An 18,520-nucleotide genomic window follows, 5' to 3' on the forward strand; every position below is an offset into this window, starting at 1 on the left:
TATATACGTCCTCCTGGGACGTATATAGGTTGGAAACTGCCGGAATCGGCAATCATAAAAACACTGCGGAAACGTTGGTGCATCAGCGTTAAGCGGTGTTTTTTATTTTTTAGAAATTGGAGTGAGTCGGAAGTGTTTTTCAGATCATTTTACACATTTTTTACACAATCATCTTACCGAAAATATCAGCGCTTCTCTTTTCGTCACGGGCTCTTAATTCCTTGAGAACGTGTGAGTATGTGTTAAGTGTTGTTTCGATGTCGCCGTGGCCCAATCGTTCTGATACATAATAAATCGAAACTCCTTGGTATAATAAAACACTGGCATGAGTATGCCGCAATCCGTGAATTGTTATCCGCTTAATCCCTAATTCTGTGGACAGCCTGCCGAGCATCTTATTGACTGTATTGTTTGTGATCACTTTATATTTTGAGGCCGGACTGTAAAAGACGAGCTTCTTAATATTTTCGGGTGTATTTTCAAAATACTCTTCAAACAGCTTCATCGTTCGTTTATCCATTTTTATGACCCGGATAGACTCTTCGTTTTTCGTCGGCCCGAAACCTTCATGCATTTTGTTCGTGTAACCCCACGTTTTTGTGACGCTGATTGTGCTGTTAAAAAAATCAAAATCCTTTCTCGTCAGCCCGACAAGCTCACCGAATCGCATACCGGATGTTAAGGCAAGCAGAATTAAATAATACGTAGGTGTTTGATCCAGCCGGCTTAAAACCGTTTTGAGTAGTTTCTGACTTTCTCCATACTCTAAATGCTTTTCTTCTGTTCGTTTGCTTTTTTCACCCGACAGTACAGCATCCCGCGTGAAGTCCACACGAATGATTCCCTCATCTACCGCATTTCTCACACACGCCCTAATATGCGTATTTAATTTACGTGTGGAAGACTTCGCATGAGTTTGTCCGTATTCGTTCAGAAACGCCTGATAGGAGCGTTTCGTGATGTTTTGAAGGGGTTGATCCCCGAAATAACTTTTGACCGTTTCCAAGCTGTTTTCGTAACGCTGTAACGTGTTCTTTGATACGTCCGTTTTAAATGTTTTCAGCCAATTTTCGAAATACTTATCAAAAGGTTCCGGTCGCAAATGAGGGACTACTCCCCGACTTAACTCTGCTTCCACTTCTGCTGCCGCTATATGCGCTTCTTTTTTCGTTTTGAATCCACTCTTGCGGATCGGTTTTGATTTTCCGTTTACCGTCCGGCTGATCGTATACTGCCAGACCTTTCCGCGCTTTTGGAAACTTGCCATGTGTGTTCCTCCTTTTGAAAAAAGCAGCTGACCCGAATGAGGGAGCTGCTTTTTTTTAATTGCTACCGGTAGTAATTAAAGATCTTGCGAAAATTTAACCGCCTTGCCGATGATGTAAGCCGGGTTTTGCTCATTTACAACGAGAGGTTTATGTTTCGGGTTGTCCGGCATCAAAACAACTAAGCCGTCTTGCTTCACGATTCTTTTTAATGTCGCTTCTTCATTACCATTAATCAGCACGGCGGCAATTTCCCCATTTTCAACGTCTGGCTGCCGTCGGATCATCACCCAGGCGCCATTCGGGATTGTCGGCTCCATGCTGTCTCCTTGCGCCTCCAGGAACATGATTTCACCTTTCGGGACAAATTCTGCGATTTCTTCACGGTACCCGTCGAAATTTTCTTCCGCATAGATCGGATCACCGCAGGCGATTTTGCCGAGGATTGGGATTTTGACGATCTTAGAAGTGCTTCTAACTAAATTAGAAGGACTGTCATCCCCGAACATCAACTCTGCAACATCGACACCAAGCGCTTCAGCGAACCTTCCGACATCATTAATAGAAATCTTTCTTGTTCCCTTATAATACCGATTGATGGTGCTTCTATCGGTGCCGATCCTTCTGGCGAGCTCCGCGCCGGTAATACCTTTTCGAGAAGCAATCGCTTTTACTCTCTTGGCCACTTCTAACGAATCTACCAATCGTTTCACCTCCCTTCCCTTCATATACTATCATGTTTCCTAATAGGAAACAATATAATTTGAAAATAAAAATTTGTAATTTTTTAAATGTTTTTGTTGACATTCGGGAAACATCGGTGATATTATACAGGTACAAGGAAGCGAGGTGATGAAAAATGAACTTCGACTACAATCGTTTAAAAGGTGAGCGCATCGCGAAAGGCCTTACCGTTCAAGAAATGGCGGACGCTTTAGGGGTTTCGAAAGGAACTTACTCAAAAAAAGAGAATGGTAAACTGCCAATTACTGTAGAAGACTTCGTTGTCATTTCCAGTAAATTAGGAGTTACGAGAGAGACTATAAACATTTTTTTTACGGTTAATGTTTCCGATTCGGAAACGATAGTAATTTGAATTGGGTGACCGATTGGAAACATCAATGAAAAGATGAAGCGCTGTGGTACCGAACCAATGACGGTACAGCCGGAACTTATAGCTTATAAGACGGCAGCAACATCAGAATGCAAGGGAGGGGGAGAGAAATGCAGCAATTAGAGGTTTCCTTATCAATAGTAATTCCACAGGATCAAGTACTTATTTCAAAAGTGGAATTGCAGGAATTAAAACGTCAAGAATTGTCGGGTGTCTACTGGAATATGAAAGATTTGCAGAATCGAATTAACAAAAGTGATAAGTGGATCAAAGAAAACATTCTTTATCCTCAAAAATTCCGAAAGAAACTTGATAGCGAAAATGGGGGCTTCGTATACTACCCGAAAAATCAAGGTCAAACATGGTCCTTTCAAGCAGTCAAAATGGCTGAGTTTTTAGATAAGTATTTCAGTCAAATATTCTCGGGTAGCAATTAAGTTAAAAAAGAAGGTGCATGATGGTAGATTCCACTATTCAGCAATTCTTTAAAGTCGCTGAAATTGTCGTCTGGGCTGTTGCCGTCGGAAGCTATACAGGCATCGTCTTCATCTGCGGCCGTGCCTGGGAGTACGCAAGCCCAACGCGGAAGAAGTCAGATGAACACAAGTAGATATATGCAAAATTCATTTAAGGATGTGATCGAGACATGGGCGATATGGCAGAAATGGTTCTGGACGGCTTAATCTGTGAACGTTGCGGCTCTTTCACAGACGAAGAGGAGTCCGGTTATGCAAAACTTTGCGGCGAGTGTGAAAGAGATCTTCGCCAGAAGCAAGTGAGACCGCGCCGTTTTTGGAAAAAGAAAAACCCACCGCGCCAACGGTGAGCTTTTGAAAAACTATTACACTGTTATCTTATCACGAAAGGATGATCATTCACATGGAATTTAAATTAACGATCGAAGCGCCAGGTCTTGAAAAAGCAATTTTGCGCCTGGCTGATGCTATTCAGGGGGGCGGACAGTATGTTTCAGCAGCAGAACAAAAAACACAGGACAAGCCAAAAGCCGAACCGGATGAAACGGAAAAAGAAACTCCTGCAGAAACGCCAAAAGCAGAAAATCAGCCACCAGCGGACGTAGAAGGGAAATCGGAGGTAGATCCGCCGGCTGATTCTGGAGGAAGTGAAGAACCTGGCATCACGTTAGACGTTCTGACGACCAAGACGCGCGAGTTTATCCAAAGCAACCCAGCCCATCGGGAGAAGCTGAAAGACTTCTTGACGGAAAAAGGTGTCGGCAAGGTGACAGAGCTGCCCGAAAGCGAATATGCGGCGGCACTCGAATTGATGGGAGAAAGTGTCTAATGGCTGGTCATGCTGAACGAGATCATGCCGTCTTGTCCGCAAGCGGAGCGCACCGATGGCTGAAATGTACAAAATCAGCAAGCAAAGAGAAAGGCATTGCCGATACGACAAGCGAGTTTGCAAAAGAAGGGACATTTGCTCACGAATTATCAGAGCTGCATTTCGCCCATCTGTTTCAAGGTATGACAAAACGGACGTTTAACAGCCGACTGAAAAAGATGAAGCAGAACGAGTTTTACACGGAAGAGCTGCACGAGTATGTGCGGGAATATGTCGATTTGGTAGAGGAGCGAGTGCATGCGGCTCGTGCACGGGGTGAAGCCGTGCTGATGTTTGAAGAGCGGCTGGACTTATCTGATTATGTGCCGGAATCGTTCGGGACAGGTGACGTCATTATCATGTCCGGCGGCGTGCTCGAAATCATCGATTTAAAATACGGCAAAGGCATTGAGGTCAACGCTGAAAACAATGCCCAGCTTAGGTTGTATGCGCTTGGAGCCTTATCGCTGTTCGACCTGCTCGAGGACGTGGAAGAAGTGGTCATGACAATTATTCAGCCCCGCTTGGACAACATATCAACAGAACAATTGCCGGCAGACGAATTGAAAGCTTGGGGACTTGACTATGTAAAGCCTCGTGCGGAAATGGCGTGGAACGGTGAGGGCGAGTTTGTACCGGGCGACCATTGCCGTTTTTGTAAGGTGAAACACACCTGTCGGGCACGGGCGGAAGCGAATCTGAACGTGCCGCAGAAACTTGTGGATCCGGACCTGCTTACACCGGAAGAGATTTCAGACATTCTGTTCCAGGCGGATGAGCTGCAGAAATGGGCGAAGGACGTCCAGGATTACGCGCTTGAAAAAGCCCGGTCCGGTACGGTGTTTGAAGGTTGGAAAGTTGTAGAGGGGAGAAGCAGCCGGAAGTACACCGATGAAGAGAAAGTCATGCAGAAGCTTGAAGAAGAATTTGATGTTGACCAGTTTACAGAAGTAAAACTTCTGACTATTTCGAATCTTGAAAAACGGCTTGGAAAGAAAACAGTATCAGACCTATTAGGCGAATTGATTGTGAAGCCTCCAGGCAAACCTGCTCTCGTCCCTGAATCGGACAAGCGTCCGGCGATCGGCTCCGCGGAAGCGGCAGCTAATGAATTTGATGTCATCCAAAACTAACTATTAAAGGAGAAGTGAATTTTTATGAAACGTGATGGAACAAAGGTTATTACAGGAAAAGTACGTGCGAGCTATGTGAATATTTTTGAACCAAAAGCGATCAACGGTGAAGGTGAACCGAAATACAGCATGTCCATCATCATCCCTAAATCCGAAACGAAAATGATTAAGTTAATCGAAGAAGCTATTGAGCGGGCGAAGCAGGAGGGTAAGGCGAAATTCGGCGGCAAGATCCCGGCTAACTTGAAAACACCTTTACGTGACGGCGATTTGGACCGCGAGGATGATCCTGCGTATGCGGACAGCTACTTTATCAACCTTACAAGCAAGACGGCACCCGGCATCGTGGATCAAAACAAGATCAAACTGACCGATTCAACAGCGATTTACAGCGGATGCTATGTACGCGTGTCGCTTAACATGTACGCGTTTAACACTAACGGTAACAAAGGTATTGCGGCAGGACTAAACAACGTGCAAAAGTGGGCAGACGGTGAATTCCTGGGCGGTCGTGCAAGTGCTGAAGATGATTTCGACGAGCTTGAAACTGATGATGACGATTTGATTTAAACCCTTGCGGGTGAAAGCCCGCTTTTCTCTATCTAAAAAGGCGGTGAAGCAGTGAGAACGCTGGGTATCGACATCGAAACCTATTGCGAACTGGAACTAAAAGACGTGGGCGTATATCGATACGTCGAGCACGACAGTTTTGAAATTTTGATGCTTGCTTATTCATTTGACGGCGAACCCGTCAAGATCATTGATTTTGCGGCTGGGTGGACTGACCCGCCTGAAAGTGTGCGGGAAGCCCTAAAAGACCCGAACGTCATTAAAACAGCGCACCATGCAGCGTTTGAACGGACATGCCTTGCCAAGCATTTCGGCTTTGAGATGGATCCGGATCAGTGGCGCTGCACGATGGTGGATTCGACGAGGCTTGGTCTGCCCGCTGCGCTTGGTCAGGTAGCGGAAGTGTTAAAAATGGACGTGAAGAAAGATACAGCAGGAACGGCGCTAATCAACTACTTCTCAAAGCCGTGCAAGCCGACGAAAGCAAATGGCGGGCGGACACGGAATCTGCCTGAACACGATCCGGAAAAGTGGCAGCAGTTTTTAAATTACTGTATTCGGGATGTAGAAGTCGAACAGGAAATCCGGAATCGTATTTCGGTTTTTCCCGTTCCGGAATTTGAGCAGAAGCTGTGGTCGATTGATCAGCGGATTAACGACCGGGGTGTCCGGCTGGATCCGGAACTGGTAGAAGGTGCGGTAGCGTGCGACGTCCTGACCAAAGAGCAGACGATGGAAGCGGCACGGCAACTGACAGGACTGGACAACCCGAACAGCCCTACGCAGCTTCTTGAATGGCTGCAGGCGCAGGGGGTGGACATCCCTAATATGCAGGCAGATACAATCAAGAAATATTTAAAGCAGTGTAAAGAAGGACCCGTTCACGAGGCACTGAAGCTTCGGCAGGAGTTGTCGAAAAGCAGTGTTAAAAAATACGCCAAAATGCAGGATATGATCTGCAAAGACAGCCGAGTGCGAGGGCTATTCCAGTTTTATGGCGCATCCAAAACAGGGCGCTGGGCAGGACGGGGCGTGCAGGTGCAGAATTTGACAAAAAACAAAATGAGCCTTTCCCGCATCAATGATGCCCGTGAATTGATCAAGCAGCAGGATTTTGAAAGTCTGGATCTTTTGTTTAGCGAAAGCCGGCAGAACATCTTGAGCCAGCTGGTGCGCACCTGCTTTATTGCGGAGCCGGGACACAAGCTTGTGGTGTCCGACTTCTCCGCCATTGAAGCGCGCGTCATTGCCTGGTATGCCGGTGAAAAGTGGCGGCTGAATGTGTTTGAAACGCATGGAAAGATTTATGAGGCCTCGGCATCACAAATGTTTAACGTGCCAATTGAGCAGATCGGGAAAGGCTCTGACCTTCGTCAGCGCGGCAAAGTCGCGGAATTAGCCCTTGGCTATCAAGGCGGGCCCGGTGCATTAATCAGTATGGGCGCCCTTGAAATGGGCGTTGCGGAAAACGAACTAAAGCCGCTGGTCAATGCCTGGCGGGAAGCCAACCCAAATATCGTGAAATTTTGGTACGCCTGTGACGCGGCAGCCATTGAAGCGGTACGTGACAAAAAAGTGGTACAGACACACGGCATTACCTTCCGGCGCGATCGGGGCTTTCTCATGATCGACCTGCCAAGCGGCAGAAGCCTGGCATACGCCAAGCCCCATATTGTTAAAAATCAATTCGGACGTGACGCGGTTGCCCATTTTGGATTGGACGAGCGGAACAAGTGGTCACGCGTTGAGGCATACGGCGGTAAATGGGTGGAGAACATTGTGCAGGCAACGGCACGTGACTTGCTTGCGGTCAGCATGATGAGGCTAGAACAAGCGGGCTACCCTGTTGTCATGCACGTACACGACGAAGTGGTGTGCGAAGTACCTGTGGAAAACGAAAACGCTCTGGCGGAAGTGGAAGACATCATGGCACAGCCCGTTGAATGGGCGGCAGGGCTGCCCCTTTCAGCCGACGGCTTTGAAACACATTTTTACAAAAAGGACTAGGAGGAGAACACGTATGAAGCTGGAGATCAGTGGCGACACAGTCGCTTTGAAAAATTGGATGGATAGTGAGAAGAAGCGGGCAGTCAAGGCAGAAAAGCAGTTTGAAAAAGCACGGAACGCGCTGCGGAAGGAAATGCGGAAAAAAGACCCACAAGCTCAGCTGCCAACCCTCACCTCGTCAGAGGTAAAGCGGATTGAGGGCTGGCAGGAAGCGCAACGTTTTTGCGATACGCGCTATATACAACCGATTGCGATCGGTGCAGTGGTTGTCAACGGCAAGCTGCTAGTGCAAATGCTTAAAAAGATTGAAGGACTGCCTATTGCGATGACAGTTGATAAAGACGTTCTTGTTTTACAGTATGATGCACCGGGTGGGGAAGGGTCACTCGAACTATACGACTTGTCCAATCACTATCCAGAGAAATTGGTACCGGAAGGGGTGCTGGTCGATGGATAAGCAAGCGCTACTGAAACGCTATGCGCCGCAATATGTCAGCTTATCGAGAAAGGAGTTATCCGGCGTCATTGTAGACGGCGCCGGCACAGCGTGGGTGACGGACAGCTACCAACTGCTGATGGTTCGAGGGTTTTTTCAGCCGGCGGATCCTTGGCAGCTACTCCATCCGAAAACATTCAAGCCGATCAAACTGGAAAAAGGGGACGAGCCGCCGAAAAACCTTGAACGGCTTGTTCCGGATGATGTCCTCAATCCCTATACGGTGACGCTGGACGAAAGTGGTATTCAGGAAGCACTTCAAGCGGCAGATTTGATGAGCAAGGCGGCGGAACTTTGCTGTAAAACGAAGCCGCCGGCTGTCGATCTTGTTCAGGATGAATTCGCCATGCTGCAGATGAGCTTTCAAGATCGTACCATGGGCGTGTCAGCGAAAGTATCGTTCGGCTGTACTCACCACGATATTAACATTGCCTTTAATCCGATTTTCTTTTTCCGGGCGCTAAAAGTATTTCGCGATGCCGACAGTGAACAAGTCATCATGCGGTTTCCGGATAGTGGGGTGCGCCCATTTGTGATCGAAGATCCAGTACAAGGGATTCTCGTACTGATCTTGCCTGTGAAAAAACTCGGAGGGCACGTGTGATGGAGAAGCGTTATTACTACATTACACCAGACGACTGGGAAACGGCAGAGCGAAACAACCTGAATCGAAGTACCGTTAGAAGCCGTGTGAATACATACGGCTGGGATATTGACCGGGCAGTAACGACTCCTGCGAACCCTATCAAGCGCTACGCATTCACAAAAGAAGAAAAAGAGTTGATGGATAAAAATGGCCTGAAATTAAACACGGTTTACTGTCGCATCCGGAGAGGTTGGGACCGACGAGAAGCGGTCACTACACCTGCTATGAGTCTTGAACAGGCGGGCAAAATAGCAAGAAAGGTAAACTGCACACGCTTTACGGAAGAACAGTTGATCGTGATGGAGCAGAACGGCACCCCATACAACACAGCGTTTAACCGGGTCGCAAAACTCGGCTGGAGTGTGGAAGAAGCGATCAGCACACCCGTCATGTCTAGGGATGCGGCGCTCAAGCGGGCATGGGCGGAATCGCCTTTCCGAAACACGAATGACGTTTTGTTTAAACCGTTGGGGGCGAGGTCACCATGAATATAAAAAAAGGTCAGAAATTACACAGAAAATCGGTATTTTGCTGGATACGCATTGCCGTTCGTGCCCCCGTCCAAAACATAAAAATCCAAAAAAGCAATGCGCGGGGTGCGAGGTGTTTGACCAGCTACAGGAGTGCGGTCAGCAGCTGAATCAGATGTCTTTATCAAAAAAGAAAAAGGAGGAACCTGTAGTGGAGAAAACGACAAATATAGCCGAGCAGGCAGCGGCTGCCCAGAAAATTATATCTGAAAACAAGCCTGGTCGAAAAGCAGCTAAGGGGAAACCAGCTAAGGCGATTGATCAGTCGAGTCAAGCAGACGAAGTGAAACAGCAGATCGAAAGTCTTGTGAAAGAGCGGGACGAGTTGAAGGCAGAAAACGAGCTTTTAAGAAAAAGAATTGCTGAAATAAGCCCCCATAAACATTTTGAAGATGGGCTGCTTATGACTAACAAGAACAATCGAGAATGGTTAGACTCGTTAAACGAGGAGGATACTCTCCTACACTTAATAGGCCTTATTTACCATTATGATGTAGGTACAATAAGAGATGAAGAGGAAAATTTTGATGAATCTCATTGGGGAAAACAAAGGGATGATATGTTGACATTTTGCGAAGAACGCCTTGGAAAGCTATTGAGATGGAAAAAGTTAAAAGAATGGTACGGAAGACGTAAAACCTCATAAACCGAACTGAAAGTTAAATACCCGATAAAACAACGTCACAACAGACACATATAGCGAACTAAAATTAAGGAGGAATATCAATGAAAATCAATGAAATGGAAGTAGTAGGTAAAGAATTTGCTTATGATGGCTGTCACAAGATTTATATAATTGAAAGCGAAAGCGACAAAAGAGATGCGGTAGAGACAGGTTATGATATTTACCCTATTAATGAGCTAGAATCAGCGTTTAGAAATTCTTGCGGGTTACAATTTATCAGTAATTGGTCATTAAATAAAACATATGCGGGGCAGTTTGAAGAAACAATTTTTGAATATTGATGTAATGTCGTATTTCGTCCAAACAACGTCACGGTAGACACATAATACGAAGGAGGATTTTATATGAACCCGGTAAAACCTTATTCAGAAGAAGAATATAAAAAGGCTAAAGAACAGCGGTTAGACTTAGATAATTGGAATGATTATGTTAAGTATTTTCAATTAGGTGAAGATGAAAATATTGAATAGTTCGAACATACTGAACAACAGACACATTAAGTGCAATAAGAAGGAGGGAATAAAATGAGCTGTATTTATTTTTTTGATAAAAAAATACAAAAGTAATATATAACGCTGCAGAAGCGGTGGGAATCGACTGTCGAGGAGATGAGGTGTATCCGCATGACTATATCTGGATTAAACCGAACGGTGAAGTGATTAATCACGCGAATATATCGGACTATCTGCTTGAAGAAGCGGGATTTAAGTTTATGAAAGCGAGCGAACACGACTGGAATGAACAAGATTGATAGTATCGTTCGAAACACTAGAATGCTATGAATCGTAAAGTTAGAAAATCCAAGCAGCAAAGAGTGGTGAGAACATGGAACATGCGGAAACCGTTAAAAACTTACAGCATGATGGCACGATCAGCATTGCCACTGCCAGCAGCCGGACATCCATCAAATGGCAGAATCAAGAGCTGCTTTGGTCTGATTTTTTGGACAAGCTCTCTACTACCGTACGGACGAAGGAAACAGCAGCGGAATACCGGAAAATGCCGAAAACCAAGCAAGACCAGATCAAGGATGTGGGCGGGTTTGTCGGCGGACGGTTAAAAGGCGGCAGGCGAAAAGCGGATAAAGTGTTTAACCGCTCCATCCTGACCCTTGACATCGACTACGGGGAAGAAGGTATGGCAGACATTATTGATATGCTATTCAGCCACGCCTATGCCCTGTATTCGACGCATAAGCACACAAGCGAGAAGCCGCGCCTGCGGTTTCTCGTTCCATTTACCCGACCCGTTACGGCAGAAGAGTATGTCGCAATCGGGAAAAAAGTCGCGGAGCAGATCGGCATCGACTATTTTGACGATACCAGCTACCAGCCGCACCGGTTAATGTACTGGCCAAGTACGTCAACGGATGCCGAATTTGTTTTCTCATACCAGGATGCACCTTGGCTGGATCCGGATAAGGTGCTTGCAAAGTACACGGACTGGCGCGACCCTCTCGAATGGCCAGAATCTTCACGCCAGCAGCTGGACCGCAAAAAGTTGGCGGATAAGCAGGGCGATCCACATGAGAAAGCCGGTCTTGTCGGCGCATTCTGCCGGACATACACCATAGAAGAAGCGATTGAAACGTTCCTTTCCGACCGTTATGAGAAATTCCAGGAAGGGCGATACACCTATGTGCATGGCTCCACCGCCGGCGGCTTAATCATCTATGATGACGGCAAATTTGCGTATTCCCACCACGGCACGGACCCTGTGAGCAGTCAGCTTGTCAATGCGTTTGACCTAGTAAGGATACACCTGTTCGGTTTGCAGGACGAGGATGCGGATCCAAAGACACCTGTAAACCGCCTGCCAAGCTACACAGCCATGCGGGAGTTTGTCCGGAAGGATCCCGGTGTCAAAGAGGCAGCGGCACGTGAGCGATTAGACAGTGCCGTGGAAGAGTTTGACGAGATTGAGATTGATGTGGAAGAGAAGCCGGACCTGAAATGGACGCGCAAACTAACGTATGACAAGTCCGGCGAAGTCGAGTCCACGGTGCCGAATATCGTACTTGTCCTGGAAAACGACCCGCTGCTAAAAGGAAAAATCGCCACAAACGAATTTAGTAATCGCTTGATGCTTCGAGGCTCCGTGCCTTGGCGCAAAGTGGTCAAAAGTGAAAACTGGACGGATGGCGATGACGCAGGGCTTAGAGATTACCTAGAACGTATTTACCACATGTATAACAGGGGCAAAACAGAAGACGCGGTAAAAGTGATCAGCGAAAAGCATCGCTTTCACCCCATCCGTGACTACTTAAAGCCGCTTGAGTGGGATGGTACTCCGCGGCTGGACACGCTTTTTATCGACTATTTAGGTGCAGACGACACTGAATTAAACCGCGCCGTGACGCGAAAAGCTTTTACAGCGGCGGTGGCTCGAGTGATGAAGCCAGGTATTAAATTTGACTACATGCTCACACTTTACGGTGCGCAAGGGGTCGGAAAATCGATGATTCTCGACCGGATGGGACGTGAGTGGTTTAGTGATTCGATCACATCAGTCAGCGGGAAAGAAGCGTTTGAGGCATTGCAGGGCGCATGGATTATCGAAATGGGTGAGCTGTCAGCTACCCGAAAAGCGGATGTGGAGTCCATTAAACATTTTATTTCTAAGCGGGAAGACCGGTTCCGCGTCGCATATGGGCGGCACACCGAGGACTTTCCGCGGCAGTGCGTGTTTTTTGGCACCACGAATGATGCGAACTTTTTAAAGGATAAGACCGGCGGACGGCGCTTTTGGCCGGTAACCGTCAATGCGGAAAAACGGAAAAAGCGGTGGTCGGAGCTGACAGATTCGGAAATCGGACAGCTGTGGGCGGAAGCCAAACATTACTACGAGGAAGGGGAGCCGCTTTATTTGAATGACCGCATGGAAGCGGAGATGAGATTGATTCAGGAAGCGCATACGGAGGAATCGCCATGGTTCGGCTTGGTACAGGAATACCTAGAAAGAAAGCTGCCGGAGGACTGGGAAGAGAAGGACCTGGCAGAACGTCGGATGTTTTTAAGCGACGATTTTGGCGAGTCGAAAGGCACCATAACCCGCAACCGGGTGTGTGCACTGGAAGTGTGGTGCGAGTGTCTAGGTAATGATGCACGTCGTTTTTCGCCGCTGGAGCGCCGGGAGATCAACGACATCCTGCGGAAAATGCCGGGCTGGAAACCGAACGATAGCAACATGAAAGGTACATTAAGGTTCGGAAAACTGTATGGGGTTCAAAGGGCATATATCCGAGAAGAAGACCTGATTTAGTGTGGGCGAAATGTTTTAGTGTGGGCGTGTGACAAATTTTACCGTGTGGGCGTTGTGGGCATAATTTTCTGTTTCGCCCACGTCTTTCGCCCACGCTTTCAAGCCAAGCGTATCAAGGGTTTGAATAGATAGTGTGGGCAATGTAAACATAATTTTAATAAAAATAGAAAAATAGAGAATTAGGCGCACGATACACACGTATCACGTACCTAATATACCTAATACAAATATATTATAAGACCATTTGTTTTCATGCCCACATGCCCACACCTAAAAAATGGAAGGTGAAAGCGAACATGAGAGAGCGGGACGTCGAATCCTACTTAAAAACGAACATTGAACGAATTGGCGGCATGTGCCTTAAATTCGTTTCACCAGGAAAATCTGGAGTGCCAGATCGCATTTGCCTTTTACCGAATGGACGGCAATTTTTTGTTGAATTGAAAGCGCCAGGGAAAAAGCTGACAGCTCTTCAGCGAAAAGTGAAAAAACAGTTCATGCAGCTTGGACATACCGTATTTGTTGCCGATTGTAAAAAAGAAGTCGATGAGATTATCGATTACGTCACAGGGAGGTGGCCGGAATGACTATTGAGTTTCAACCCCATCCATACCAGGCTTTCGCCATCGATCAGATTTTAAAAAATAAAAGTTATGGTCTCTTCCTAGATATGGGTTTAGGCAAAACAGTGTCCACTTTAACAGCGATTGAAAAGTTAATGTTCGACGATCTGGAAGTTTCGAAGGTGCTGGTGATCGCACCGAAACGTGTTGCCGAAGATACCTGGAGCCGTGAAGTATTTAAATGGTCCCATACCGCACACCTGCGGGTGTCGAAAGTGCTTGGCACAGAAAAACAGCGCAGGCAGGCCTTGCAGAAGGATGCCGATATCTATGTGATCAATCGAGAAAACGTCGAGTGGCTAGTGAATCTGTATCAGGGGAAACCGATCCCATTTGACATGCTGGTGGTGGACGAGCTGTCCAGTTTTAAGTCGCCGTCGTCGAACCGGTTTAAAGCACTGCGTAAAATTCGGCCGTCGTTTAAACGGTTTGTTGGATTGACTGGCACGCCTGCACCGAACAGTTTACTAGATTTGTGGAGCCAGGTGTATTTAATTGATCGGGGTGAGCGACTTGGAAAAACGATGACGCAGTACCGAAACCGATACTTTTATCCGGCGCAGACGGATCCTGTAAATCCCCGTGTTGTGTATAAATATGAGCCGCGACCGGAAGCAGAGAAGAACATTTACGAATTGATCGATGACATCTGTGTGTCGATGAAAGCGAAAGACCACTTGCAACTGCCTGAACGCATTGACAACATTGTCACCGTGACCATGTCTGCCAAAGAAAGAGCGGAGTATGGCGAATTGGAACGTGAACGTATCTTGGAATGTGTGTCTGGGGACATCGTCGCTTCTACTGCCGGTGTTTTGAGCCAGAAACTTCTGCAGCTGTCGAACGGGGCGTGTTATAACGAGAATCAAGGAGTACAGCACATACACGACCGGAAACTTGATGCACTGGAAGACCTTGTGGAAGGCGCACAAGGACAGCCGATTTTATTGTTTTATAGTTTTAAGCATGATCGTGACCGGATTATGAAAAAATTCAAGCGGGCGGTGTCGATCGACGCGGACCACGCCATTGAACGGTGGAATAACGGTGAAATCGAACTTCTCCTAGCACATCCGGCATCAGCAGGACACGGGCTTAACTTGCAGTATGGTGGGCATATCATCGTATGGTTTGGGTTGACATGGTCGCTTGAATTGTATCAGCAGGCGAATGCCCGACTTCACCGGCAGGGGCAGGAGCAGACGGTAATCGTGCACCATATTTTAACAAGCGATACGATAGACCAGCGCGTACTGGATGTACTGCAGGGCAAAGAAAAAGGACAGGAAGCGTTGCTTGCGGCGCTGAAAGCGAAAATTGACGAATATGGCGGTGAAGCAGATGGGTAAGAATCAAACAGGATTATCATTAGAACAGGTCATTGAAATAGCGTCAAAGACAGCGGTATCAGAAGCGCTGACCTTTTTGGAAAAGGAAAAGAAGCGGCAGCAAAAGCAAAAACGGGATCGCCGGCTTCGAAATACGAAGTTGCTTCTTCGGAATTACCGATCGCTGAAGCTGCACTGTGCGGATTTGCGAATGGAAATTGCAGACCTGGACCAAGAACTTGACCGAGTACTTGAGGCAGATGAATTGGACACAGACGCATTTGCAATTGAATCAATTCGAAGAAGCAAAAAGCGGACGCTGGCCATGGTTAGCTTCGTTGACCGCATGCTAGCTGTCTACGAAACGGTCTGCCAACAATCCGGCAAGGAGGAGGACCTTCGCCGATTCCAGACCATCTATCAGATGTATATTTCTCCAGATAAAAAGACGGCCGCGGAACTGGCTGAGAGGCACTACACGAATATTAGAACCGTGTACAAAGATGTCGATAGCGCCTGCAAAACCTTGTCAGGACTGATATTCGGTATTGATAGTATTACATTTCACTGATTGACAGCGAGGGCACTTTTTAGACATTTACCGCGCAATACGGGTGTGTGAAAATGGTAGTAAGCCAAAATGGCAATACCCTATTTGACGGGTAAGCCTAGATTACCTTGGCAGCTTCAACCTGTTTCATCCTCCTTTTTCGCCCCGGCATTTGTGTCGGGGGTTTTTTTGTCATATGAAAGTGGTGATTAGATTGCTGGAACATACGTCAGAAGCTAAGCGATTTTACAAAAGCGCAGCATGGCGTAAATGCAGAGAGTCTTATTTTACGTCACAGCACGGACTGTGCGAGCGATGTAGTCAGCCGGGGTTGATCGTACACCACAAGGTTTATATTGATGCGCAGAATATAAACGATCCGGCTGTTACATTAAATCACGATAACCTTGAGCTGCTATGTCAGTCCTGTCATAACCAGGAACACTTCAAGCAGGCAGAAGCAGTGAGGGACGATGTTATGTTTGATGAGAATGGTGATTTGATTATGAGAGGAGTGGGAACGGATGGGACATGATCCCGGCAAGCGGCTGCGTCATGCAGGTGAATGGGCTGTCGATGAAATGAAAGTAAGAGTTGAATCTGAATCAGTTGCTTACTTGGTTTATGAAAGATATGTAGTCAACGCTTACAAGTATGAGAAAAAGGTCAAGCTTTCTTGGTTAGAAAAAAGAAAAGGCCTGAGCCTCAAAGATAAAATAAAAAACGAAATGATTTTGTTGAAACAAAAACTAGAATCAGAAAATAAAAACTTTCGAGAGCGAAAGCGGCTTGAACAATCCTTCCGGTAGGCCCCCCTTTAAAAAAGTATGGGGCAACTATTTTGGGACCGATGGGGGAGCTAAAGTATTATGCGCGCTACATCCTATAAGGGGTGTGGTTCGTTTTAGGTGGTGGAAATGAGGTGATTTACAGTGACTAACGATAATTTAACCAAAGATGAGCTGGTTAAAAAAGAAGTGAACAAAATTAGGCGGAGTCTCAAAGAGATGAATCCGGAACTAAAGAAAATCAATGAAAAGCTGATTTACAACGCAGCTTGGTTGGCTGTATCTCTGGATGATCTGACAAAAACGATGGACGAGTGCGGCGTTGTAGCAGAATACAAGAATGGCGAAAATCAATATGGCACGAAAAAATCACCGGAGGCTGAACTTTATACATCCTGGTCGAAACAATATGCGACAATCATGAAACAATTAAGTGATCTTTTGCCGAAAGATGGCGCGGGGAATAAAAAGGATGAGCTCATGCAATTTCTCACTGAAGGTGCGCGCCGATGATCGAGTTCGAAGAATATTTCGGTGGAATCTACGACGGAAAGATTGTGGCGTGCGAAAAGATGAAACGTGTATCTGCAATGCTACTCGAACAGTATCAAAACCCGAAAGAGTTTCACTTTGATCTGTCCATTGCGAATAAGCATATTGAATTTATCGAGCGGTTTTGCAAACTGCCTAGCGGTAAGATTGGGCAGCCGTTGAAGTTGGAGTTATTCCAAAAGGCACGTTTGCAAGCAACATTTGGTTTTGTGGATGACAACGACTTGCGGCAATACAACGAAGTGCTTATCATCGAAGCGCGGAAAAACGGAAAGACGACAGAAACCGCAGCTGTCGAGATTGATCTGCTGGTGAATGACAATGAAGGCTCTCCACAAATCTATAATGTAGCCACAATGCTCGAGCAGGCCAAACTGGGATTCAATGCGGCGCACAAAATGATTCAGCAGTCGCCGCTACTCAGTAAACACATCCGCAAGCGTTCAAACGACTTATACTTTCCGCACAATTTTGGATTTATCAAAGCGCTCGCCAGCAACACCAACAGCTTGGACGGGTTAGACGTTCACGGTGCAACGATTGACGAACTGTCGGCGATTAAAAACCGCGACGTGTACGATTTGGTTAAACAGGCGATGGGCGCGAGACGTCAACCGTTGCTGTTTACAATTACGACAAATGGATTTGTGCGCGAAGGAATCTTTGACGCTCAATATCAGTACGCGACAGATTTGCTATATGGCAAATTAAAAGAACCGAATTCGCGTTTCTTGCCGTTTATTTATGAGTTGGATTCTCGTGATGAATGGGACAATGAAGAAGCATGGATCAAAGCCAATCCCGGACTCGGCACAATAAAGAGTGTGGACTACTTACGGCAGATGGTCCAGAAGGCGAAAGATGATCCATCATTCCGTCCGACGGTCATGGTCAAAGATTTTAACATGAAAGAAAATGCAGCAAGTACATGGCTTACATGGGAAGAAATCGAAAACGAAACACGCTTTGATTTTGACAAGATGGGCTTCCGCTACTGCATCGGCGGATTCGATGCAGCCGACTCGGTGGACTTAAACGCCGCAAAAGCGTTGTGCATGCGCCCGAATGATCCGAATATTTACCTGAAGTCAATGTACTGGATGCCGGAAGATGCGCTCAATCAAATGACGCAAGACGGGAACAGGAACGAGCGAGACGGCGTTCCTTATTTGTTGTGGGAGAGAAAAGGATTAATCAGAACGTACCCAGGCAACAAAGTGGACAAGAAAGTGTTTTTGGATTGGTTCAGGGAACTGCGGGACGAACACGATTTATATGTGCTGTATATCGGGTACGATCCTTGGCATATTGACGACACATTACTGCGGGAATTCAAAGCGGAGTTTGGCCCGAATGCCATGATTCCAATACGACAAGGACCTGCCACAATGTCACAACCCCTCAAAGAGCTGAAAGCGGATTTAGCAGCTCACCGCATTGTCCACAACGGAAATCCTATCGACATGTGGAATCTGGCGAATGTCGAAATTAAATCGGATATAAACGGCAATATACAACTTGTGAAAGGGATGGACCCGCGCAAACGGATTGACGGAACTGTTGCGTTAGCATGCGGCTATATCGTACTAAGGGATAAACGAGATGAATACCAAAACATGATTTAAGGG

Annotated in this window: 24 protein-coding genes; 22 read left to right on the forward strand and 2 right to left on the reverse strand. The window is 46.6% G+C overall.

All coding sequences use genetic code 11. The annotated features are described in order from the left end of the window. Positions 1-160: 160 nt before the first annotated feature. Entirely contained in the window at positions 161-1,267 is a 1,107-nt protein-coding gene (locus BTO30_RS12330; RefSeq protein WP_075399036.1) for a site-specific integrase, read from the reverse strand. Between the two features lie 75 nt (positions 1,268-1,342). Then, the gene (locus BTO30_RS12335; protein ID WP_158023599.1) at positions 1,343-1,969 is read right to left on the reverse strand and encodes a LexA family protein; all 627 of its coding nucleotides are present in this window, start codon (positions 1,967-1,969) and stop codon (positions 1,343-1,345) included. Positions 1,970-2,124: 155 nt separating this feature from the next. Between BTO30_RS12335 and BTO30_RS12340 the strand changes: the two genes are divergently transcribed. The 22 genes from BTO30_RS12340 to BTO30_RS12440 all read left to right on the forward strand — a co-directional run bounded on the left by BTO30_RS12340 (position 2,125) and on the right by BTO30_RS12440 (position 18,517). Continuing rightward, on the forward strand, positions 2,125-2,361 hold the full coding sequence (locus tag BTO30_RS12340) for a helix-turn-helix domain-containing protein (protein WP_075399038.1): 237 nt from the start codon (positions 2,125-2,127) through the stop codon (positions 2,359-2,361). A 128-nt stretch (positions 2,362-2,489) separates the two neighbouring features. Then, complete coding sequence (locus BTO30_RS12345) at positions 2,490-2,816, forward strand: DUF771 domain-containing protein (RefSeq protein ID WP_075399039.1); 327 nt, start codon at positions 2,490-2,492, stop codon at positions 2,814-2,816. A gap of 20 nt (positions 2,817-2,836) precedes the next feature. Next, entirely contained in the window at positions 2,837-2,989 is a 153-nt protein-coding gene (locus BTO30_RS17255) for a hypothetical protein (protein ID WP_158023600.1), read from the forward strand. Between the two features lie 269 nt (positions 2,990-3,258). Further along, a complete protein-coding gene (locus BTO30_RS12355) occupies positions 3,259-3,684 on the forward strand; it encodes a hypothetical protein (RefSeq protein ID WP_075399041.1) in 426 nt (141 codons plus the stop codon). Continuing rightward, positions 3,684-4,856, forward strand: coding sequence for a DUF2800 domain-containing protein (locus tag BTO30_RS12360; RefSeq protein ID WP_075399042.1), 1,173 nt, complete (start codon positions 3,684-3,686; stop codon positions 4,854-4,856). The genes BTO30_RS12355 and BTO30_RS12360 overlap by 1 nt, the downstream gene beginning before the upstream one ends. A 24-nt stretch (positions 4,857-4,880) precedes the next feature. Then, a complete protein-coding gene (locus BTO30_RS12365; RefSeq protein WP_075399043.1) occupies positions 4,881-5,426 on the forward strand; it encodes a DUF2815 family protein in 546 nt (181 codons plus the stop codon). Between the two features lie 51 nt (positions 5,427-5,477). Beyond that, positions 5,478-7,433 carry a DNA polymerase gene (locus tag BTO30_RS12370; RefSeq protein WP_075399044.1) on the forward strand — a complete coding sequence of 652 codons (1,956 nt, stop codon included), beginning with the start codon at positions 5,478-5,480 and terminating at the stop codon, positions 7,431-7,433. Between the two features lie 13 nt (positions 7,434-7,446). Further along, positions 7,447-7,890, forward strand: coding sequence for a hypothetical protein (locus tag BTO30_RS12375; RefSeq protein WP_075399045.1), 444 nt, complete (start codon positions 7,447-7,449; stop codon positions 7,888-7,890). Then, the gene (locus BTO30_RS12380; RefSeq protein WP_075399046.1) at positions 7,883-8,533 is read left to right on the forward strand and encodes a hypothetical protein; all 651 of its coding nucleotides are present in this window, start codon (positions 7,883-7,885) and stop codon (positions 8,531-8,533) included. The genes BTO30_RS12375 and BTO30_RS12380 overlap by 8 nt, the downstream gene beginning before the upstream one ends. Continuing rightward, positions 8,533-9,063, forward strand: coding sequence for a hypothetical protein (locus BTO30_RS12385; protein WP_075399047.1), 531 nt, complete (start codon positions 8,533-8,535; stop codon positions 9,061-9,063). Before BTO30_RS12380 ends, BTO30_RS12385 begins: the two co-directional genes overlap by 1 nt. 193 nt (positions 9,064-9,256) lie before the next feature. Further along, positions 9,257-9,751 carry a hypothetical protein gene (locus tag BTO30_RS12390; protein WP_075399048.1) on the forward strand — a complete coding sequence of 165 codons (495 nt, stop codon included), beginning with the start codon at positions 9,257-9,259 and terminating at the stop codon, positions 9,749-9,751. An 80-nt stretch (positions 9,752-9,831) separates the two neighbouring features. After that, a complete protein-coding gene (locus BTO30_RS12395) occupies positions 9,832-10,071 on the forward strand; it encodes a hypothetical protein (RefSeq protein ID WP_075399049.1) in 240 nt (79 codons plus the stop codon). Between the two features lie 63 nt (positions 10,072-10,134). Beyond that, positions 10,135-10,260, forward strand: a complete 126-nt coding sequence (locus BTO30_RS17880; protein ID WP_281248617.1) for a hypothetical protein — start codon at positions 10,135-10,137, stop codon at positions 10,258-10,260. Between the two features lie 116 nt (positions 10,261-10,376). Continuing rightward, positions 10,377-10,541: a YqaI family protein gene (locus BTO30_RS12400; RefSeq protein ID WP_158023601.1), complete on the forward strand. Its 165-nt coding sequence runs from the start codon at positions 10,377-10,379 to the stop codon at positions 10,539-10,541. Between the two features lie 74 nt (positions 10,542-10,615). Then, positions 10,616-13,051, forward strand: a complete 2,436-nt coding sequence (locus BTO30_RS12405; protein WP_075399050.1) for a virulence-associated E family protein — start codon at positions 10,616-10,618, stop codon at positions 13,049-13,051. A gap of 296 nt (positions 13,052-13,347) precedes the next feature. After that, a complete protein-coding gene (locus tag BTO30_RS12410; RefSeq protein ID WP_075399051.1) occupies positions 13,348-13,638 on the forward strand; it encodes a VRR-NUC domain-containing protein in 291 nt (96 codons plus the stop codon). Then, complete coding sequence (locus BTO30_RS12415) at positions 13,635-15,023, forward strand: DEAD/DEAH box helicase (RefSeq protein WP_075399052.1); 1,389 nt, start codon at positions 13,635-13,637, stop codon at positions 15,021-15,023. The genes BTO30_RS12410 and BTO30_RS12415 overlap by 4 nt, the downstream gene beginning before the upstream one ends. Next, positions 15,016-15,573: a hypothetical protein gene (locus BTO30_RS12420; RefSeq protein WP_143331966.1), complete on the forward strand. Its 558-nt coding sequence runs from the start codon at positions 15,016-15,018 to the stop codon at positions 15,571-15,573. Before BTO30_RS12415 ends, BTO30_RS12420 begins: the two co-directional genes overlap by 8 nt. Before the next feature lie 175 nt (positions 15,574-15,748). Then, the gene (locus tag BTO30_RS12425; protein WP_075399053.1) at positions 15,749-16,087 is read left to right on the forward strand and encodes an HNH endonuclease; all 339 of its coding nucleotides are present in this window, start codon (positions 15,749-15,751) and stop codon (positions 16,085-16,087) included. Further along, the gene (locus BTO30_RS12430) at positions 16,077-16,361 is read left to right on the forward strand and encodes a hypothetical protein (RefSeq protein WP_075399054.1); all 285 of its coding nucleotides are present in this window, start codon (positions 16,077-16,079) and stop codon (positions 16,359-16,361) included. The genes BTO30_RS12425 and BTO30_RS12430 overlap by 11 nt, the downstream gene beginning before the upstream one ends. 123 nt (positions 16,362-16,484) lie before the next feature. After that, on the forward strand, positions 16,485-16,853 hold the full coding sequence (locus BTO30_RS12435; protein ID WP_075399055.1) for a hypothetical protein: 369 nt from the start codon (positions 16,485-16,487) through the stop codon (positions 16,851-16,853). Beyond that, positions 16,850-18,517, forward strand: a complete 1,668-nt coding sequence (locus BTO30_RS12440) for a terminase large subunit (protein WP_075399056.1) — start codon at positions 16,850-16,852, stop codon at positions 18,515-18,517. The genes BTO30_RS12435 and BTO30_RS12440 overlap by 4 nt, the downstream gene beginning before the upstream one ends. Positions 18,518-18,520: the final 3 nt, after the last annotated feature.

Source organism: Domibacillus antri, assembly GCF_001936625.1.
Taxonomy (GTDB): domain Bacteria; phylum Bacillota; class Bacilli; order Bacillales; family Domibacillaceae; genus Domibacillus; species Domibacillus antri.